Annotated in this window: 16 protein-coding genes; 8 read left to right on the top strand and 8 right to left on the bottom strand. The window is 73.6% G+C overall.

The features are described from left to right. Positions 1-128: 128 nt before the first annotated feature. The 7 genes from F1C76_12595 (at position 129) to F1C76_12565 (ending at position 7180) form a co-directional block, all read left to right on the top strand. A complete protein-coding gene (locus F1C76_12595; GenBank protein QNG39214.1) occupies positions 129-1094 on the top strand; it encodes a sugar ABC transporter permease in 966 nt (321 codons plus the stop codon). Continuing rightward, positions 1091-1978, top strand: a complete 888-nt coding sequence (locus F1C76_12590) for a carbohydrate ABC transporter permease (GenBank protein QNG37307.1) — start codon at positions 1091-1093, stop codon at positions 1976-1978. Before F1C76_12595 ends, F1C76_12590 begins: the two co-directional genes overlap by 4 nt. Positions 1979-2017: 39 nt before the next feature. Beyond that, positions 2018-3091: a sn-glycerol-3-phosphate ABC transporter ATP-binding protein UgpC gene (gene ugpC, locus F1C76_12585; protein QNG37306.1), complete on the top strand. Its 1074-nt coding sequence runs from the start codon at positions 2018-2020 to the stop codon at positions 3089-3091. A 25-nt stretch (positions 3092-3116) separates the two neighbouring features. Continuing rightward, positions 3117-4505, top strand: a complete 1389-nt coding sequence (locus F1C76_12580) for a beta-glucosidase (protein QNG37305.1) — start codon at positions 3117-3119, stop codon at positions 4503-4505. 49 nt (positions 4506-4554) lie between these two features. Continuing rightward, complete coding sequence (locus F1C76_12575; protein QNG39213.1) at positions 4555-5154, top strand: DUF1211 domain-containing protein; 600 nt, start codon at positions 4555-4557, stop codon at positions 5152-5154. A 69-nt stretch (positions 5155-5223) separates the two neighbouring features. Beyond that, positions 5224-6210, top strand: a complete 987-nt coding sequence (locus F1C76_12570; GenBank protein ID QNG37304.1) for a pirin family protein — start codon at positions 5224-5226, stop codon at positions 6208-6210. 1 nt (position 6211) lies between these two features. Then, positions 6212-7180 carry a pirin family protein gene (locus F1C76_12565; GenBank protein QNG37303.1) on the top strand — a complete coding sequence of 323 codons (969 nt, stop codon included), beginning with the start codon at positions 6212-6214 and terminating at the stop codon, positions 7178-7180. Positions 7181-7223: 43 nt separating this feature from the next. On the opposite strand, the gene F1C76_12560 is transcribed toward F1C76_12565, so the two are convergent. The 7 genes from F1C76_12560 to F1C76_12530 all read right to left on the bottom strand — a co-directional run bounded on the left by F1C76_12560 (position 7224) and on the right by F1C76_12530 (position 17183). Beyond that, a complete protein-coding gene (locus F1C76_12560) occupies positions 7224-9227 on the bottom strand; it encodes a TPM domain-containing protein (GenBank protein ID QNG37302.1) in 2004 nt (667 codons plus the stop codon). Positions 9228-9267: 40 nt separating this feature from the next. Further along, entirely contained in the window at positions 9268-11235 is a 1968-nt protein-coding gene (locus F1C76_12555) for a TPM domain-containing protein (GenBank protein QNG37301.1), read from the bottom strand. A 38-nt stretch (positions 11236-11273) separates the two neighbouring features. Next, a complete protein-coding gene (locus F1C76_12550) occupies positions 11274-12401 on the bottom strand; it encodes an ATP-binding cassette domain-containing protein (GenBank protein ID QNG37300.1) in 1128 nt (375 codons plus the stop codon). Further along, on the bottom strand, positions 12398-13402 hold the full coding sequence (locus F1C76_12545; GenBank protein QNG39212.1) for an ABC transporter ATP-binding protein: 1005 nt from the start codon (positions 13400-13402) through the stop codon (positions 12398-12400). Before F1C76_12545 ends, F1C76_12550 begins: the two co-directional genes overlap by 4 nt. Before the next feature lie 26 nt (positions 13403-13428). Continuing rightward, positions 13429-14382: an ABC transporter permease gene (locus F1C76_12540; protein ID QNG37299.1), complete on the bottom strand. Its 954-nt coding sequence runs from the start codon at positions 14380-14382 to the stop codon at positions 13429-13431. Further along, positions 14379-15383: an ABC transporter permease gene (locus F1C76_12535; protein ID QNG37298.1), complete on the bottom strand. Its 1005-nt coding sequence runs from the start codon at positions 15381-15383 to the stop codon at positions 14379-14381. Before F1C76_12535 ends, F1C76_12540 begins: the two co-directional genes overlap by 4 nt. A gap of 99 nt (positions 15384-15482) precedes the next feature. Next, positions 15483-17183 carry an ABC transporter substrate-binding protein gene (locus F1C76_12530; protein QNG37297.1) on the bottom strand — a complete coding sequence of 567 codons (1701 nt, stop codon included), beginning with the start codon at positions 17181-17183 and terminating at the stop codon, positions 15483-15485. A gap of 181 nt (positions 17184-17364) precedes the next feature. Between F1C76_12530 and F1C76_12525 the strand changes: the two genes are divergently transcribed. Then, positions 17365-18303 (top strand): aldo/keto reductase, encoded by a 939-nt coding sequence (locus F1C76_12525; protein QNG37296.1) that lies wholly within the window; start codon positions 17365-17367, stop codon positions 18301-18303. A gap of 12 nt (positions 18304-18315) precedes the next feature. Here the strand turns inward: F1C76_12525 and recR are convergent, their stop codons facing one another. After that, the gene (gene recR, locus F1C76_12520; protein QNG37295.1) at positions 18316-18909 is read right to left on the bottom strand and encodes a recombination protein RecR; all 594 of its coding nucleotides are present in this window, start codon (positions 18907-18909) and stop codon (positions 18316-18318) included. Positions 18910-18916: the final 7 nt, after the last annotated feature.

Genomic DNA, 18916 nt, shown 5'->3' with positions numbered 1-18916 from the left:
ACCACCCGAGTCGCGGTGCCCGGGGGTGGTCTCCACCCCCGGGCACCTGCACCGGCCCACACACCACCACCCCGACCACCGGGAGCACCGTGACCCTCGCCGACGACAGCCTGCGCACCGCCCTTCCCGTGGCCGTGCCCGAGCCGGTCGCCCCACCACCCGTCGACACCACAGCGCCCCGCCGTCGCCGGGCCCGGCTGTCGGAGAACCGCTGGGGCTACGCCTACGTCGCCCCCTTCTTCCTCGTCTTCGGCGCCTTCAGCCTCTTCCCCTTCGTCTTCACGCTGTGGATCTCCCTGCACGAGACCCGGCTGTCCGACATCGGCGGGGGCACCTTCGTCGGGCTGGACAACTACGCGGCGCTGCTGGGCAACGCCTACTTCTGGAACGCCCTGCGCAACACGGTCACGATCGGCGTCCTGGCCACCGTGCCCCAGCTGTGCCTGGCCCTGGGGCTGGCCCACCTGCTGCACTACAAGCTGCGCGGCAGGACCTTCTTCCGGGTCGTGATGCTGATGCCCTACGCCACCAGCATCGCCGCTGCGACCCTGGTCTTCGCCACCCTGTTCGGCCGGGACTACGGCCTGATCAACACCGGCCTGGAGGCCGTCGGGCTGGACCGGATCGACTGGGAGTCCGGCAGCCTGACCAGCCAGGTCGCCATCGCGGTCATCGTGACCTGGCGGTGGACGGGCTACAACGCGCTGATCTACCTGGCGGCCATGCAGTCGATCCCCGACGAGCTCTACGAGGCCGCGGAGATGGACGGCGCGAGCCGGTGGCGGCAGTTCCTGCACGTCACGATCCCGTCGCTGCGCCCCACGATCCTGTTCACCGTCGTGGTCTCCACGATCGGGGCGGTGCAGCTGTTCGGCGAGCCGCTGCTGTTCGCCGGCAACGGCAGCACCACCGGCGGCGCCCGGAACCAGTACCAGACCCTGGGCCTGCTGATGTACCAGCAGGGCTGGTCCAACTTCAACATCGGCCAGGCCGCCACCACCGCGTGGGCGATGTTCCTGATCATCCTGCTGGTCGTGGGGCTCGCGGCACTCGCCGGTCGCCTCCGCGCCCGCCGCACCGGAGGCACCCCGTGACCGCCACGCTCGCTCCGCCGTCCGCCCCCGTCACCCCCGCCCCGCGCAAGGCCCGGCGCCGCACCAAGACGGGCAAGGCCGGGCCGGTCACCTACTCGCTGCTCGCGCTCTTCGCCCTGGTGTCGGTCTTCCCGCTGTACTGGACGGTGGTCGCCGGGTCGCACACCAACGCCGAGATCGCGGCGACCCCGCCGCCGTTCCTGCCCAACGCGACGCTGTTCGAGAACATCGACGCCGCCCTGGAGCAGGCGCCGCTGGGGCTGGCGATCCTCAACTCGGTCATCGTCTCCGGCGCGATCACCGTGGGCACCGTGCTGTTCTGCACGCTGGCCGGGTTCGCCTTCGCCAAGCTGCGGTTCCGCGGCAACGGGCTGCTGCTGTCCCTGGTGGTCGGCACGATGATGGTGCCGACCCAGCTGGCGGTCATCCCGCTGTTCATGATGATCGCCGAGCTGCAGTGGGTCGACCAGCTCCAGGCGGTCGTGCTGCCGACGCTGGTCAGCGCGTTCGGCGTGTTCTTCATGCGCCAGTACCTGGTCTCGGCCCTGCCCGACGAACTGCTCGAGGCCGGCCGGGTCGACGGCGCCAGCACGCACCGGATCTTCTTCTCCATCGTGCTGCCGGTGGCCCGCCCGGCGATGGCGGTGCTGGCGATGCTCACGTTCCTCACCGCCTGGAACGAGTTCTTCTGGCCGATCATCGCGCTCACCGCGGCCAACCCGACGGTGCAGGTGGCGATCGCCAACCTGGGCTCGGGCTACGTGCCCCAGCGCGCCGTGATCATGGCCGGCACCCTGCTCGGCACCCTGCCGGTCCTCGTCGTCTTCGGCGTCCTCGGCAAGCAGATCGTCGGCGGCATCATGGCCGGCGCCGTCAAGGGCTGACCCGCTCCCCCACCCCCTCGTTCGGAAGGCAGCTCCCTGATGGCCAGCATCTCCTTCGCCGGCGCCACCCGCGTCTACGACCGCGCGCACGCCCCGGCGGTCGACCGGCTCGACCTCGACGTCGCCGACGGCGAGTTCCTCGTCCTCGTCGGCCCCTCGGGCTGCGGCAAGTCCACCTCGCTGCGGATGCTCGCCGGTCTCGAGGAGGTCGACGAGGGCGCGATCCGGATCGGCGACCGCGACGTCACCGACCTGCCGCCCAAGGACCGCGACATCGCCATGGTGTTCCAGAACTACGCGCTCTACCCGCACATGACGGTCGCGGAGAACTTGGGCTTCGCGCTGCGGCTGGCGAAGGTCTCCAAGGCCGAGATCACCCGCCGGGTCACCGAGGCCGCCACCGTGCTGGACCTGGCCGCACACCTGGACCGGCGGCCCAAGGCGCTGTCGGGCGGGCAGCGGCAGCGGGTGGCCATGGGCCGGGCGATCGTGCGCTCCCCGCAGGTCTTCCTGATGGACGAGCCGCTGTCCAACCTCGACGCCAAGCTCCGGGTGCAGACCCGCACCCAGATCGCGGCCCTGCAGCGCCGGCTGGGCACCACCACCGTCTACGTCACCCACGACCAGGTCGAGGCGATGACCATGGGCGACCGGGTCGCCGTGCTCAGGGACGGCGTGCTGCAGCAGTGCGCCCCGCCCGGGGAGCTCTACGCCCGCCCGGCCAACGCCTTCGTCGCCGGCTTCATCGGCTCCCCGGCGATGAACCTGGTGACCGGGGACGCCGTCGACGGCGGCGTCCGGGTGGGGACGACGGTGCTGCCGGTGCCCCGCGCCCAGCTGGACCGGGCCGCGGGCGGCACCGGCCGGGCGACCGTCGGCTTCCGGCCGGAGTCCCTCGTCGTCGGCGCCGCGGGCGACGGGCTGCCCGTCGCCGTGACGCTGGTCGAGCAGCTCGGCTCGGACGCCTACGTGCACGGCACCTGCGGGGACGACGCCGTCGTCCTGCGGACGGCGTCCCGGGAGGCCCCCGCCGTCGGCGACACCGTCTGGGTCGCGCCCCGGGCCGACGCCCTGCACGTCTTCGACCCCACCACCGGCACCCGCGTCGCCTGACGCGCCCACCCCCTGGAGCCCCCGCATGACCAGCACCGACACCCGCACCCGGGCCACCGACGGCCTGGTGTTCCCACCGGGCTTCGTCTTCGGCGCCGCCACCGCCGCCTACCAGATCGAGGGCGCGGTGGACGTCGACGGCCGCGGCCCCTCGATCTGGGACGTCTTCAGCCACACGCCGGGGAAGACCCACCTCGGGCACACCGGCGACGTCGCCGTCGAACACCACGCCCGCTACCGCGAGGACGTCGCCCTGATGGCCGGGCTGGGCCTGTCCGCCTACCGGTTCTCCACCTCGTGGAGCCGGGTGCTCCCCGAGGGCGCCGGCCGGGTCGAGCAGCGCGGGCTGGACTTCTACTCCCGGCTGGTCGACGAGCTGCTCGGCGCCGGCGTCGACCCCTGGCTGACGCTCTACCACTGGGACCTGCCCCAGTCCCTGCAGGAGACCGGCGGCTGGACCTCGCGGGACACCGCCGCCCGCTTCGCCGACTACGCCGCCGTCCTGCACGACGCGCTCGGTGACCGGGTGCGGCACTGGTCGACGCTCAACGAGCCGATGTGCAGCGCCCTGCTCGGGCACATGGCCGGCCAGCACGCCCCCGGTCACACCGACGCCGTCGAGGCCTCCCGGGCCACCCACCACCTGCTGCTCGGGCACGGCCTGGCCGCCCGGGTGCTGCGCGAGCGGGGCGTGGAGTCGCTCGGACTGACGCTGAACTTCACCCCGATGACCCCGGCCACCGACTCGGCCGCCGACGCCGACGCCGCGCGACGGCTCGACGGCCAGCAGAACCGGATGTACCTGCTCCCGGTGGTCACCGGCGAGTACCCGGCCGACGTCGTCGCCGACCTCGCCGCCGCCGGTGCACCGCTCCCGGTCGAGGACGGCGACCTCGACGTGATCGCCGCCCCGCTGGACTGGCTGGGCGTGAACTTCTACTTCGGCTCGGTCGTACGGGCCACCGAGGAGCCCACCGGGAAGGCCTCGGCGTTCATCGGCGGCGAGCGGGTGGAGGAGGTCCCGCCGTCCGGCCCGACCACGACGATGGGCTGGGGAGTGACACCCGCGGCGTTCACCGAGCTGCTGCTCCGGCTGCGCGACACCGCCCCGGGCCTGCCCCTGGTGGTCACCGAGAACGGCTCGGCGTGGCCGGACGAGGTCTCGGCCGACGGCGCCGTGCACGACCCCGAGCGGACCGACTACCTGCTCACCCACCTGGCCGCGGTCACCGACGCGATCGAGCAGGGTGCCGACGTCCGGGGCTACTTCGCCTGGTCGTTCCTGGACAACTACGAGTGGGCCCGCGGCTACGACCAGCGCTTCGGCATCGTGCACGTGGACTACGACACCCAGGTGCGGACGCCGAAGGACACCGCCCTGTTCTACGCGGAGGTGCTGCGCCGGCACCGTTGACGGCCGGGCCGGGAGGGGACACCGTCCACCCGTGTCCCCTCCCGCGCCGCTGCGCACCGAGCGGGGTCTCGACCGCTTCGTCACCTTCGTCGACGCGGTGGTGGCCATCGCCATCACGCTGCTGGTCCTGCCGCTGGTCGATGTCGCCACCGAGCGCGAGCCCGGCCAGTCGGTCGCCGACCTGCTCGGCGACCACGTGGGCGAACTGGCCGCCTTCACCCTGAGCTTCGTGGTGATCGCCCGGCTGTGGTCGGTGCACCACGCGGTGTTCGAGCGGGTCGGCGGCTACGACCGCACGCTGGTGCGACTCAGCCTGCTGTGGCTGTTCACCATCGTGCTGCTGCCCTTCCCCACGGCGCTGCTGGCCGGGGAGGACGGCGGTCGCACGGTGTTCGCCCTCTACGTCGGCGACCTCACGGCCAGCTCGATCGCGCTCACCCTGATCGTGGTGCACGTGGCCCGCACCCCGGCGGTGCAGCGGGCCGGGTCGGGTGAGGTCGGCCGCGTCGTCCCCTCCGCGGTCACCACCGCGCTGTTCCTGGTGGCCCTGGTGCTGGGCCTGCTGGTGCCGGCGATCGGGTTCTGGGGCCTGCTCCTGCAGTTCGCCACCTCCCCCGTCGTCCGGCTCTGGGGCCGACTGCGGGGCTGAGGAACACATCCCCGCGCGCGTGGCTTAAGGTGCACACAAGTAGTTGAGTGCTCAACTCTGGAGGTCGAGATGCCCGCCGTCACCGTCGAGGACACCACCACGTTGGCCCGGGTGCCGGTGCCCGCCCCGAAGACCGTCCGGCGCCGCGTCCGGTCGGTGACCACCGCTCCCCGTGGCTTCGAGGGCGAGGGCTTCCCGGTGCGCCGCGCGTTCGCCGGGGTCGACCTGCGCGACCTGGACCCGTTCATCCACATGGACCAGATGGGCGAGGTCGAGTACGCCCCGGGTGAGCCCAAGGGCACCTCGTGGCACCCGCACCGCGGCTTCGAGACCGTCACCTACATCATCGACGGCACCTTCGAGCACGCCGACAGCCACGGTGGCGGCGGGTCGATCACCAACGGCGACACCCAGTGGATGACCGCCGGCGGCGGTGTCCTGCACATCGAGAAGCCGCCGGAGTCGCTCGTGCTCTCCGGGGGTCTGTTCCACGGCCTGCAGCTCTGGGTAAACCTGCCGAAGGCGCAGAAGTGGGTCGAGCCCCGGTACCAGGACCTGCGCGCCGACCAGTCGGTGCTGCTGGCCAGCCCGGACGCCGGTGCGTTCCTGCGGGTCATCGCCGGTGACGTCGGCGGGCACGCCGGCCCGGGGACGACGTACACCCCGATGGCCATGGTGCACGCGACCATCGCCCCCGGCGCCACCCTGGACCTGCCGTGGAACCCGGACTTCAACGCCCTGGTCTACGTCCTCTCCGGCAACGGCACGGTGGGCGCCGGCGACCAGCCGGTGACCGGAGGCCAGCTCGCCGTCTTCGGCCCCGGCGACACCGTGACCGTCAAGGGTGCCCTGCACCAGGACAGCCGGACGCCGTCCCTGGACGTCGTGATCCTCGGCGGACAGCCGATCCGCGAGCCCATCGCGATGTACGGGCCCTTCGTGATGAACACCCGCGAGGAGGTCCGGGACGCCTTCACCGACTGGCAGGGCGGGCGCCTCGGGTCGATCCCGGCCCAGCACGTCGCGCACGCCGGCGTGCAGGGGCAGGCTGACTGACGTGAGCGACCTCGAGCCCCGCCCCGCACCGCACACGCTGGGCGGGCTCGGGGGCGTCGCCCCTCGCCCGGCCCTGGACCTGCTGCCCGGCAAGAGCGTGACGCTGGGCGAGAAGATGCAGGTCCGCCGACTGCTGCCCACCCTCAGCCGCCGGATGGTCGGCGCCTGGGCGTTCGTGGACCACTACGGGCCCGACGACATCTCCAGCAGCGACGGCATGCAGGTGCTCCCCCACCCGCACACCGGGTTGCAGACCGTCTCCTGGCTGATCGAGGGCTCGGTGCACCACCGCGACTCCCTCGGCAGCGACGTGCTGTTCCACCCCGGCGAACTGGCGCTGATGACCGCTGGCTCCGCCATCAGCCACAGCGAGCAGTCCCCGGTGACCCACCCCCGGCTGCTGCAGGGCGCCCAGCTGTGGGTGGCCCTCCCCGACGGCACCCGGGACACCGCCCCGGCCTTCGAGCACCACGCCACGCTGCCCGGCTTCGTCTCCGACGGCGTCACCGCGACCGTGCTGATGGGCTCGATGGCCGGGCAGACCTCACCGGGGACGGCGTACAGCCCGCTGGTCGGTGTCGATCTGGCCCTGGAGGCCGGGGCGGACGTCGAACTGCCGCTGGAGCCGGGCTTCGAGCACGCGGTCCTCGCGTCCTCCGGCGACTCCACGGTCGAGGGCGCCCCGGTGGCGCACGGCTCGATGCTCTACCTGGGCACCGGCCGGACGACGGTGCGGGTGCGCGCCGAGCGGCCCAGCCGGCTGCTGCTGCTCGGGGGCGAGCCGTTCGAGGAGCAGATCGTCATGTGGTGGAACTTCGTCGGCCGCAGCGGCGAGGAGGTCACCGAGGCCCGCGAGCAGTGGGAGGCCGGTGAGCGCTTCGGCCACGTCGACGGCTTCGAGGACGGCGAGCGCACCGGCGCCCCGCCGATGCCCCCCGTCCCCCTGAAGGCCCGCGGCCGCGAGAGGTGAGTGGAGGGCAGCAGCGCAGGTCCTCTGCGCTGCTGCCCTCCACTCAGAAGCCGCCGCCGCCGAAGTCGCCGCCGCCCCCGAAGTCGCCACCGCCGAAGTCGCCGCCCCCGCCGCCACCGAACCCGCCGCCGTTGCCGCCGCCCATGCCACCCAGCAGCAGCCCGCCGAGCAGGCCGCCGGCCAGGCCCGGCCCGAATCCGCTGCCGCCGTACCCGCCGCGGCCGTACCCGGGCCGGCCGTAGCCGCCACCGCCGTACTGGCCGTCCTGGTAGTCCTGCACGTCCTGCTGGGCGGCCTGCATCGCCTGCTGGGCCAACGCGTCGGCCCGCTGGGCGGACCGCAGTGCGGCGATCGGGTCGCTCGACCCGGACCGTGAGGCGTCGTCGAGGTACCGCTCGGCCTCGGCCAGCCGGGTGCGCGCCGAGCTGCCGACGGCCCCGCGGCGGGTGGTGATGAAGTCCCCGGCTGCAGCCACCGAGGCGTCGGCCGAGCGGATCGCCTGCTGCAGGTGGGCGGTGGCCCGCTCCTGCTGCTGACGCAGGTCGCGCGCGGGCTCGAGCGCGGCCTCCAGCGCGAGGTCGGCCTCGTCGAGCCGGCGGGTCACCGCGACGGGGTCGGGCAGCGACCCGTCGGTGGGCTGCAGCGTCCCGACCGAGCCGGCCAGTGCCGCCTCCGCGCGGGCCAGCTGCTCGCGCAGCCCGGGGGTGTCCACGTTGCGGGCGAGCATCGCCTTCGCCTCGGCGATGTCGCGCTCGGTCTCCGCGCGCACGGCCTCGAAGTGCCCGGGGGCGTCGCGCAGGTCGGCCACGGTGCGGTCGACGGCGTCCAGCAGCTTGCCGGCCTCGGCCAGGGAGTCCTCCCCGGCCCGGACGGCGGGGACGGCACCGTTGGGCCGGCCGGCCTCGATCTCGGCCCGGCCGGCGACGACGAGCTGCTCGGCCCGTTCGATCCGGGCCTGCGCCTCGGCCACGTTGTCGGCCACCGGCGCCCACGCGGAGCGGGCGTAGCGCTCGGCGAGCCAGGTGAGCGTGCGCTCACCGTCGGGCAGCCGACCGCGCAGCCGGGTGGCGACGGGGGTCAGCGCCTCCAGCGCCTCGGGGGCGGAGTCGGCCAGGTGGCGCAGCTCGGCGTAGGACTCCCGCTGGCCCTCCAGCCGGGTGCGGGCGGTGCCGGTGAGCTCGAGCAGCTCGGTGAGCATCCGGCGCTGGGTGGGCTCGTCCTCCGGGATGTCGTCGTCGAGCTCCTGCCGGATGGTGAACGCCCGGGACAGCTCGGCCTTGGACTCCGCCAGCGCGTCGCCGAACCCGGCCACCGGGCCGTCGCCGTACTGCGAGCGGGCGTAGGCGAGGTCCAGCTCGGAGGTCTTGACCGCCTCGTCCAAGGCGAGCAGCTCCTCGCTGGCCCGGAAGGTCAGCTGCTGGGTCGGGGTGCCGTGGTGCGGGTCGGCCGCAGCCGCCTCGGCCTCCTCGCGCTCCCGGCGGGCCTGCGCCGAGGCCGCCGCGACCTTCTTCTTCCGGCGGTTGCGCAGCAGGGCGTACCCGCCACCACCGACGACGGCGATCCCGGCCAGCGCACCCAGGGCGATCGTGCCGCCGTCCCCGGGCTGCAGCTCCTCGGCCAACGTGACCGCCGCCGTGGCGTACTCCCCCTGGCCGAGCAGGGGCTCCACGTCGTCCTGGACGATCTGCTGCAGGTCCGTGCCCGTCTGGGCCGTGCCCGCCCCGACGCGGTTGCTGTCCACGGCGACCGCCAGCAGCACGTCGTTCCCGCCCAGCCCGCCGTCGGTGTAGCTCTGCTCGGTCCACTCGGCAGGGGTGAGGTCGTCGAAGGAGTCCACGTAGACGACGTAGAGCGAGGTGCCGTCGTCCTGCAGGACGTCGATGGCGTCCTGGACCTGCTGCTCCTCGTCCGCGGAGAGCACGTCGGCGTTGTCGGTGACCTGTTCGACGGGCGAGAAGGGCGCCTCGGCCAGCACGGGACCAGCTCCGGCGAGGAGGACGGTGGCGCCGACGGCGGACCCGGCGAGGAGGCGGTACGGCAGACGCATGCCTCCATCGTCCCTCAGCGAGCTGTGTGCCCGCTGGACGTCAGAAGCGGCCGCCGGAACTCCGCCGTCCACCCGACCGGCCGCCGGAGCTCCGCCGACCCGAGGACGACGACCGGCTCGAGGACCGCGACGAGCGGGACGACGACCGGGTGCGGGAGCTGCGGTAGGACGACCCGCCCGACCAGCCACCCCCGGACCCGCCGAAGAACCCGCCACCCCCGCTGTAGCTCGAGTCCAGGTCCTGCTGCCGGCGCCGGGCCGCGGTGATGATCGAGACGGCCCGCTCGGCCAGCGACGAGGCCTGGCCGGCCTCGCTGGTGGCTGCCGCGGGGTCACCGGCCAGGGCGGCCTCGGCGGCGGCGAGGTGCCGCTCGGCCTCGCTGAGCCGGGTGCGCGACTCGGTGGAGGCGTAGGACCGGCCACCGGCCACGGCGGTGGTGGCGTTGCCGACCGCCATCCGGGCACTCAGCACGGCCCGCTCGGCCCGGGCGGCGGCGTCCCGGCGGGCGGCGACGGCCTGCTGGGCAGCGCCGAGGGCGGCGTCCAGGGTGTCGTCGGCGGCGTCGAGCCGGGCCAGCGCGGTGAGCGGGTCCGGCGCCGGGCCGGCCGTCAGCTGGTCGGCGACCGCGAGGGCCTCCCGCGCCTGGCGCACCGGCTCGGCGAGGGCGGAGGCGTCGGCGGGGTCGGCCTGACCGGCCGAGACGATGCCGGCCTGCAGGTCGGCGCGGGCCTCGGCGACCCCGGTGGCCGCTGCCTGCACCTCCTGCTCGCGGGCCCCGACCGAGTCCAGCGCGAACTGGGCCGAGGCGACCGCGGCCTCCGCCGCACGCAGCGGGGACACCGCGGCGCCGGGCCGGCCGGCCTGCACCTCGCTGCGCGCGGCGGCGAGCGCCGCATCGGCGGCGGCGACGTGCTGCCGGGCCTCGGGCACCGCCTGCTCGACCGAGGCCGCGACCGCCGGGGCCCACCGCCGGCGCAGCGCCTCGACCCGCTGCTCCTCGGCTGCGAACCGACCGGTCAGCGCGGTCACCCGCGGGGTGAGCCCGTCGAGCACCCGGGGCGCGTTCGCCTCCAGGTCCCGCAGGGCGGCGAAGGCCGCGGCCTGGGCGTCGAGCCGGTCGTCGGCGGCCTGCACCAGCTCGAGCAGCCGGGCCAGCATCCGCCGCTGGGTGGGCTCGTTCTCGGGCGTCTCGTCGTCGAGCTGCTGGCGGATCGAGAACGCCTCGGCCATCTCCTGCCTCGCCGTCCCCACCGTGCCGGCAAACTCACCGACCGCGGCCTCGCCGTACTGCAGCCGGGCGAAGTCCAGGTCCAGCTGGGAGGTGCGGACGGCCTCGTCGACGGCCAGCAGGCCCTCGCTGGCCCGGGCGGTGAGCTGCTCGGTGCTCTCGTCCGGGTAGGGACCGGCCTCGCGCACCCGCTCGGCCTCCTCGGCGGCGTCCCGGCGGCGCTTGACCACCAGGAACCCGCCGCCACCCACCGCGAGCACGCCGGCCCCGATCCCCAGGGCGGCCCACGGCGGCGAGCCCGGGGTCAGCCCCTCGGCCAGCGCCACCGCCGCAGCACCCCACTCGTCGTCGCCGAGCCGGGGCTCGACGTCGCTGACCGCCAGGTCGTCCATCTCGGCTGCGCTCAGCCGGAACCCGTCGGCCACGTCGATCCCGTAGGCCCGGTCCTCGACAGCGACGGCGAACAGCGCGTCGGAGGTGCCCAGCCCGGACAGCTCGGCGGTCTCGGTGGCCCAGTCGGGGCCGCTCTGCCCGTCGAAGGTGTCCACGAAGACGACGAACAGCTGGGTGCCGTCGGCGTCCTGCAGCTCCTGGAGTGCGGTCTCCACCTCGGCCCGGTCGGCGTCGGAGAGCACCCCGGCGTCGTCGGTGAGCTGGTCGGCCAGCCGGGACGGCTCCTGCGCCGACGCCGGGGAGGCCAGCAGCACCGGGGCGGCGACCAGCCCGAGCACGACGAGCAGGCGGGCCAGCGGGAGGGGCGGTCGGCGCATGGCGGCCATCCTGGCGCATCCCGGCCGCCCCACCCCGCCGGTCGGCGCTAGCGGCGCTCGATCGGCTGGTCGACCGCCACCATCGAGTCCGGGGCGACGTCCGCGCCGGTGGCCGCGATCGAGACGCCCTGGGTGGCGGCGACCTCCTCGGGGCCCTTGGGCAGCAGCTTCCCGTCCCGGACGTCCTCGGCCCAGTGGCAGGCCACCAGGTGCGCCGGGGCGAGCTCGCGCAGCACCGGCACCTCGGTGTCGCACCGGGTCTCCTGGCGCCACGGGCAGCGGGTGTGGAACCGGCAGCCCGAGGGCGGGTCCGCCGGGGAGGGCAGGTCACCCGAGAGCAGGATCCGCTCGCGGGAGTCCTCCACGACGGGGTCGGGCACCGGGACCGCGCTCATCAGCGACCGGGTGTACGGGTGCAGCGGCTGCTCGTAGAGCGAGTCGGCCGGCGCCTGCTCGACCAGCGAGCCCAGGTACATGACCCCGACGGTGTCGGAGATGTGCCGGACGACGGCCAGGTCGTGCGCGATCACCAGGTAGGTCAGCCCGAGACGGCCCTGCAGCTCCTCGAGCAGGTTGAGCACCTGGGCCTGCACCGAGACGTCGAGGGCCGACACCGGCTCGTCGGCGATGAGCAGGTCGGGTTCGACGGTGATGGCCCGGGCGATGCCGATGCGCTGGCGCTGACCGCCGGAGAACTCGTGCGGGTACCGGCGCAGCGCGGCCGAGGGCAGCCCGACGGCGTCCAGCAGCTCGCGCAGCCGGGTGGAGATGGCGGCCTTGTCCCCGCCCAGGCCGTGCGCCTTGAGCGGTTCGGCCAGCAGCGACTCGACGTCCTGCCGGGGGTCGAGGGAGCCCAGCGGGTCCTGGAAGACCATCTGCATGCGGCGGCGCATGTGCCGCAGCGGCTCGGGCTTCAACGAGGCGACGTCCACCCCGTCGAACCAGACCTGACCGGCGGTGGGCTCCTCCAGCCGGAGGATCGCCCGGCCCAGGGTCGACTTGCCGCAGCCGGACTCCCCGACCAGGCCGTACGTCGTCCCCCGCTCGATGGACAGGTCCACGCCGTCGACGGCCTTGACGTGCCCGATCGTGCGGTCGATGAAGACCCCGCGCTTGATCGGGAAGTGCACCTTGAGGCCCTCGACCCGCAGCAGGGGTTCGGCGGCGGCGGTCACGAGGGGGCTCCTGCGGTCTGGGCGGCGGGGGTCAGGGGGTGCATGCAGCGCAGCTCGCGGGCGCCGCCGTCGGGGACCAGCGCGACCTCGCTGCCGGACACCTCGACCAGGCAGTCGTCCTCGGCCACGTCGCAGCGGGGGGCGAACGCGCAGCCCTGGGCCCAGGGGATGGTGTCGCGGGCCGAGCCGCGGATGGGGGTCAGCGGGGTGCCGCGCCCGCTGTCCAGGCGGGGCACCGAGTTCAGCAGCCCGCCGGTGTAGGGGTGCCGGGGGCGGGCGAAGAGGTCCCGCCGCTCGGCGGTCTCGATGATCCGGCCGGCGTACATGACGTGCACCCGGTCGCACAGCCCGGCGACGACGCCGAGGTCGTGGGTGATCATCACCAGCGCCGTCCCGGAGCCCTGCACCAGGTCGCGCAGCAGCTCCAGGATCTGCGCCTGGATGGTCACGTCGAGGGCGGTGGTCGGCTCGTCGGCGATGAGCAGCCGGGGCGAGCAGGCCAGCGCCATCGCGATGAGCGCGCGCTGACGCATGCCACCGGAGAGCTGGTGCGGGTACTCCCCCAGCCGGCGCCGCGGGTCGGGGATGCCGACCCGGTCGAGCAGGTCGACGGCCTCGACCTTCGCGGCGTCGCCCTTCATCCCGCGGTGCGCGGCGAGCACCTCGGTGACCTGCACGCCGATGGTGACCGTGGGGTTCAGCGAGGACAGCGGGTCCTGGAAGACCATCGCCATGTCCTTGCCGCGCAGCTTGCGCAGTGTCCGGTCACCGGCGCCGAGCAGCTCCTGGCCGTCCAGCCGCACCGAGCCGGTGACCTGCACGCCGCGCTTCGGCAGCAGGCCCATGGTGGCCAGCGAGGTGACCGACTTGCCGCAGCCGGACTCCCCGACCAGGCCGACGGTCTCGCCCGGGGCGACGGCGAAGCTGACGCCGTCCACCGCGAGGGTGGCGGGCTCGCCACGTCGCTGGAACCGGACCCGGAGGTCGTCGACCTCGAGCACGGGTGTCTGGGGCACCTGCACGCCGCTCACCGCCGGAACTTGGGGTCGAGGGCCTCGCGCAGCGACTCCCCGAGCAGGGTGAAGCCGAGCGCGACCACGATGATGCACAGCGCCGGGTAGACGGCCAGCTCCGGGCGGACCGACAGCACGGCCTGGGCGCTGGCGAGCATGGCTCCCCACTCGGGCCGGCTGATGTCGGGGTCGCCGAGACCCAGGAAGCTCAGCGCCGCGGCCTCGATGATCGCCGTGGCCAGCGACAGCGTCGCCTGCACGATCACCGGGGACAGCGAGTTGGGCAGCACGTGACCCAGCACGATCTTCCGGCGCTTGACGCCCAGCGCACGGGCGGCCAGGGCGTAGTCGCTGTCCCGCTGGACGAGCATCGACCCGCGCAGCAGGCGGGCGAACACCGGCACCTGGGTCACCGCGATCGCGATCATCAGCGACAGCTGGTTGGCCCCCAGCAGCACCGAGACGCTGATCGCCATGAGCAGGCCGGGGATGGACAGCAGGATGTCGACGAACCGCATGACGATCGTGTCGACCTTGCCGCCCAGCCCGCCGGCCAGGATGCCCAGCACCATGCCGACGGCCGCGCCGAGCACGGTGGAGACCACGCCGATGACCAGCGACTGCCGCGACCCGACGATCAGCCGCGAGAGGACGTCGCGGCCGAGCTGGTCCACGCCCAGCGGGAAGCCCTCCCGGGCGCCGGGGATGGAACCCTGCCGGACCTCCGAGAGCAATGTCTGGGCGTAGGGGTCCCGGGGCGCGAGGAACGGCGCCAGGATCGCCACGACCAGGAACACGACGACGATGACCGCGCCGATGATGGCCACCGGGTCGCGGCGCAGGCGGCGGACGGCGCTGCGGAACAGCGACTCGCCACCGGCACCGGCCGACAGCGCACCGGCCCGGGCGGCCAGCTCGTCGATCTTCTCCCGGCGGCGTCCGCCGGGGACCAGGGTCGGGGCGCTCATCGGGTGCGCACCCGGGGGTCGAGCAGCCCGTAGGAGACGTCGACCAGCAGGTTCACCAGCACGTAGACCACCGCCAGGATGAGGATGAAGCCCTGCAGCAGGGCGTAGTCACGGTCGCTGATCGCCTGCCGCAACGCCGAACCCACCCCACCGAAGGCGAAGACGGTCTCGGTGAGCACGGCCCCGCTCAGCAGCAGGCCGGTCTGCAGCCCGATGGTGGTGGAGACCGGGAGCAGGGCGTTGCGGACGACGTGCCGGTTGCGCACCGTCGTCGTGGCCAGGCCCTTGGCGTTCGCCGTCCGCACGTAGTCCTCGTTCACCACGTCCAGGACCGCGGCCCGGGTGATCCGGACGATGATCGCCAGCGGGATGGTGCCCAGCGCGACGCCGGGCAGCACGAGGTGGGTCAGGGCGTCCCAGGCGGCGTCCCACTCCCGGGTGAGCAGGCCGTCCAGGACGTAGAAGTTGGTGATGTGGGTGGCGTCGATGCGGACGTCCTGGCGGCCGGAGCCGGGCAGCCAGCCCAGCTCGACGGCGAACACCAGGCGCAGCAGGTAGGCCAGGAAGAAGACCGGGATGGTGACCCCGAGCAGCGAGCCGATGACCGAGGCGTTGTCGACGAAGCCGCCGTGCTTCTTCGCGGCCAGGTAGCCCAGCGGGATGCCGACGCCGATGGCGAAGGCCATCGCGAAGAGGGTCAGCTCGATGGTGCCCGGGAAGCGGAGGAAGAACTCCGAGGTGACCGACTGGCCGGTGCGGGCCGAGGTGCCGAAGTCCAGCTGGACCGCGCGGCCCAGGAACTTGAGGTACTGGACGTAGACCGGCTCGTTGAGACCGAAGGCCTCGTTGTACTCGGCGATGCGCTGCGGCGTGGCGCGCTCACCGAGGGCGGCGAGCGCGGGGCCACCGGGCAGTGCCCGCAGCCACGCGAAGAGCAGGATCGACAGCCCCAGCAGGATCGGGATCAGCTGCAGGAGCCGGCGGACGATGAAGCGCAGCACGCGTCGGTCAGCCTCTCGGGTCGGGAGCCGGGCCCGGCGGGGCCCGGACGGACCTCCGGCCGGCACCCCCGCGGAGGGGGCACCGGCCGGAGGGGTGGGTCAGTTGCCGATCGTGACGGTGGAGAAGTCCTCCGCCGACAGCGGGCTGGGGACCAGACCGTCGACGTCGTCGGCGACGACGAGCGCGTTCGGGCTGTGCGAGACCGGGACCGCCGGGAGGAAGTCCATGATCGCCGCGTTCGCCTCGGCGTACAGCTCGCCGCGGGCGTCGATGTCGGCCTCGCCGTCACCGGCAGCCAGCGCGTCGAAGATCGCCTGGTCGGACCAGCCGCCGAACTCGGCCTTCATCTGCCCACCACCGGCGTCGGCGAAGAACGTGCCGATGAAGTTGTAGGCGTCGTTGTAGTCACCGGTCCAGCCCAGCAGGTGGAGGTCGGCCTGCCCGGCGCTGACCGCGTCGAGGTAGTCCGGGTTCCAGGGCAGCGAGACGGGCTCGATGGTGAAGCCGGCGTCGGTCAGGTTCTGGCTGATGACCTCGAACATGGCGGCCGGGTCGGGCAGGTAGGGCCGGCTGACGTCGGTCGGGTAGTAGAAGCGCAGCGTGGTGTTCAGCGCACCGGCCTCGGTGAGCAGCTGACGCGACAGGTCGGGGTCGTAGTCGTAGGTGGTGACGTCCTCGGTCCACCCGTCGACGGCCGGCGGCACGAACTCGATGGCCTCCTCGGCGCCCTCGGGGAGCAGCGAGTTGACGATGGTCTCGCGGTCGATGGCGTGCGCGATGGCCTGCCGCACCCGGATGTCCTGCAGGGCCGGGTTGGCGTTGGTGCCCTCGACGTTGCCGCCGTTCATGCCCAGGTACAGCACGTTGAACGGGTCGCGGGGCAGCACCTGGAACCCGCCGTCCTCCAGCGTCTGGTAGTCCGCCGGGGCGACCAGGTCGTACCCGTCGATCGAACCGGCCTGCAGCTCCTGGCGGCGGGTGTTGCCGTCGGCGATGGAGCGGAAGACGATCTCGGAGACCCCGGGCGCGTCGCCCCAGTAGTCCTCGTTGGCCACGATGGTGACCTCGCCGTTGCCCTGGTCCCAGCTGTCGAACCGGAAGGGCCCGGTGCCGGTCGGGTGCTCGAGGGCGTACTCGGTGTAGGTCAGCGCGTCGCCGTTGCCACCGAGCTCGTCGGCGTCGTACTGCTCGAGGGCCTCGGGGCTCTGCATGGCGAACGAGGGCAGCGCGAGGACGGCCGGGAACCGGCTGGTGACCTGGCTGATCTGCACCTCGGCGGTGAACTCGTCGGTGGCCTCGCAGCCGGCGTACAGGCTGGGGACGTCGGGCGTGCTGGCGAACCCGCCGAAGTTGTTCTGGTAGTACTCCGAGGCCGCGGGGCTGGCCGCGAGGCCCTCGAAGTTGTACCAACGCTCGAAGTTGAAGCAGACGGCCTCGGCGTTGAACGGCGTCCCGTCGTGGAACGTCACGTCGTCGCGCAGGTCGAAGGTGTAGGTCAGCCCGTCCTCGGAGGCCTCGTAGCTCTCGGCCAGCGACGGCGCGAGGTCCGCGGAGCCCTCCTCGTTGGTCAGCAGGCCCTCGTAGATCTGCCGGGTGACCCGGAAGGACTCACCGTCGGTGGCGAAGGCCGGGTCGAACATCGTCGGGTCGCCGGCCGCGCCGAAGACGAAGGTGCCCCCGGACGACTCACCGCCCCCGGCGCTGGTCTCCTCCCGGTCGCTGGAGGCGCAGGCCGCCATCGACAGAGCGGTGAGGGTGGCGGCCGAGACGGCCAACACACGTGTGGGGCGACGGTGCATCGCGGAAGACCTGCCTTCTCGGCCCGAGCGGGCCGGATGAGCTGATGCGTGACGGACCGAGGACGAGAGGACGTCCCGACGGCGAACGGGACGTTAAGCCCCGCCTGTGACAGTCGTGTGACCCGTCCGGGTGATCGTCACCGGATCGAGACCAACCCCGGCCCTTCGCCGGGGCAATGACGTGGGTCACCAGGAGAGGGGGCAGGATGGCCGGGTGAGCGCCGTCCTGGGACTCGGTCTGGCCGCGGTCGGCCGCCCCGCCTACATCACCCTGGGGCGCTCGGCCGACCTGCCCGCCGACCGCTCCCCCGCCGTCCTGCAGGCCCGCGCGCACGAGCTGCTCGACGCCGCCACCGACCTCGGGATCTCCTACCTGGACACCGCCCGGTCCTACGGCCGGGCCGAGGAGTTCCTCGCCTCGTGGCTGCGCGGCCGGGACGACGACCCGTTCGTGGCCAGCAAGTGGGGCTACACCTACACCGCCGAGGACCCCACGGTCGACGCCGACGAGGTCAAGACGCACGACCTGCCCACCCTGGAGCGCCAGTGGGGCGAGACGCAGGCCCTGCTCGGGGACCGGCTGCGGCTCCACCAGGTGCACTCGCTGACCGCCGACAGCCCGCTCTGGGACGACGGGGCCCTGCTCCACCGCCTGGCCGGGCTGCGCGACGCCGGCACCGAGCTGGGCTTCTCCACCTCCGGGCCGGCCCAGGCCGACGCAGTGCGCCGCGGGACCGTGCTGGAGGTCGACGGCGCGCGGCTCTTCGGCACCGTGCAGAGCACCTGGAACCTGCTGGAGACCTCGGCCGGCCCGGCGCTGGCCGATGCCCACGCCGCCGGGCTGCGGGTGGTGGTCAAGGAGGGCGTGGCCAACGGCCGGCTCACCGACCGCGGCCTGCCCGCCGACTCCCCCGTCCGCGGGGCCGGGGCATCCCCCGACGCCGTCGCCCTGGCCGCGGTGCTGGCCCAGCCGTGGGTGGACGTCGTCCTCAGCGGTGCCGTCACGGTCGCGCAGCTGCGCTCCAACGCCGACGCCCGCGGACTGGACGTCGACCTGCCCGACCTCGCTGAGGAGCCGACGACCTACTGGGCGACCCGCAGCGCGCTGGCCTGGGCCTAGCCCTCCGTCGCCTCAGACCCGTCGGCGGCCCTCGAAGGCCCGCCCGAGGGTGACCTCGTCGGCGTACTCCAGGTCGCCACCGACCGGCAGCCCGCTGGCCAGCCGGGAGACCGCCATGCCCATCGGGCTGATCAGCCGCGCCAGGTAGGCCGCGGTCGCCTCGCCCTCGAGGTTGGGGTCGGTGGCGATGATCAGCTCGGTGACCGAGCCGTCCATCAGCCGGGTCATCAGCTCCTTGACCCGCAGGTCGTCGGGTCCGATGCCCTCGATCGGGCTGATCGCCCCGCCGAGCACGTGGTAGCGGCCGCGGAACTCCCGGGTGCGCTCGATGGCCACCACGTCCTTGGGCTCCTCGACCACGCAGATGACGTCCAGCGTGCGGCGCGGGTCGCGGCAGATCCGGCACTGCTCGCCCTCGGCGACGTTGAAGCAGGTCACGCAGAACCGGACCTCGGCCTGCACCCGCTGCAGCGCGGCGACCAGCCGACCGACGTCGGTGGCGTCCGCGGCGAGCAGGTGGAAGGCGATCCGCTGCGCGCTCTTGGGGCCGACGCCGGGCAGCCGGCCCAGTTCGTCGATCAGGTCCTGGACGGCGCCTTCGTACACGGGTGCT

Source organism: Geodermatophilaceae bacterium NBWT11 (genome assembly GCA_014218215.1).
Classification (GTDB): Bacteria; Actinomycetota; Actinomycetes; order Mycobacteriales; family Geodermatophilaceae; genus Klenkia.
The sequence above is the reverse complement of the archived record's forward strand: the minus strand, read 5'-3'. Positions and strand labels throughout refer to the sequence as shown.

Bases quoted from the DNA above. Each gene is read 5' to 3' on its own strand.
- F1C76_12580 (QNG37305.1), top strand. From the start codon at position 3,117: ATGACCAGCACCGACACCCGCACCCGGGCCACCGACGGCCTGGTGTTC.
- F1C76_12570 (QNG37304.1), top strand. From the start codon at position 5,224: ATGCCCGCCGTCACCGTCGAGGACACCACCACGTTGGCCCGGGTGCCG.
- ugpC (QNG37306.1), top strand. From the start codon at position 2,018: ATGGCCAGCATCTCCTTCGCCGGCGCCACCCGCGTCTACGACCGCGCG.
- F1C76_12560 (QNG37302.1), bottom strand. From the start codon at position 9,227: ATGCGTCTGCCGTACCGCCTCCTCGCCGGGTCCGCCGTCGGCGCCACC.
- F1C76_12555 (QNG37301.1), bottom strand. From the start codon at position 11,235: ATGGCCGCCATGCGCCGACCGCCCCTCCCGCTGGCCCGCCTGCTCGTC.
- F1C76_12540 (QNG37299.1), bottom strand. From the start codon at position 14,382: ATGAGCGCCCCGACCCTGGTCCCCGGCGGACGCCGCCGGGAGAAGATC.
- F1C76_12530 (QNG37297.1), bottom strand. From the start codon at position 17,183: ATGCACCGTCGCCCCACACGTGTGTTGGCCGTCTCGGCCGCCACCCTC.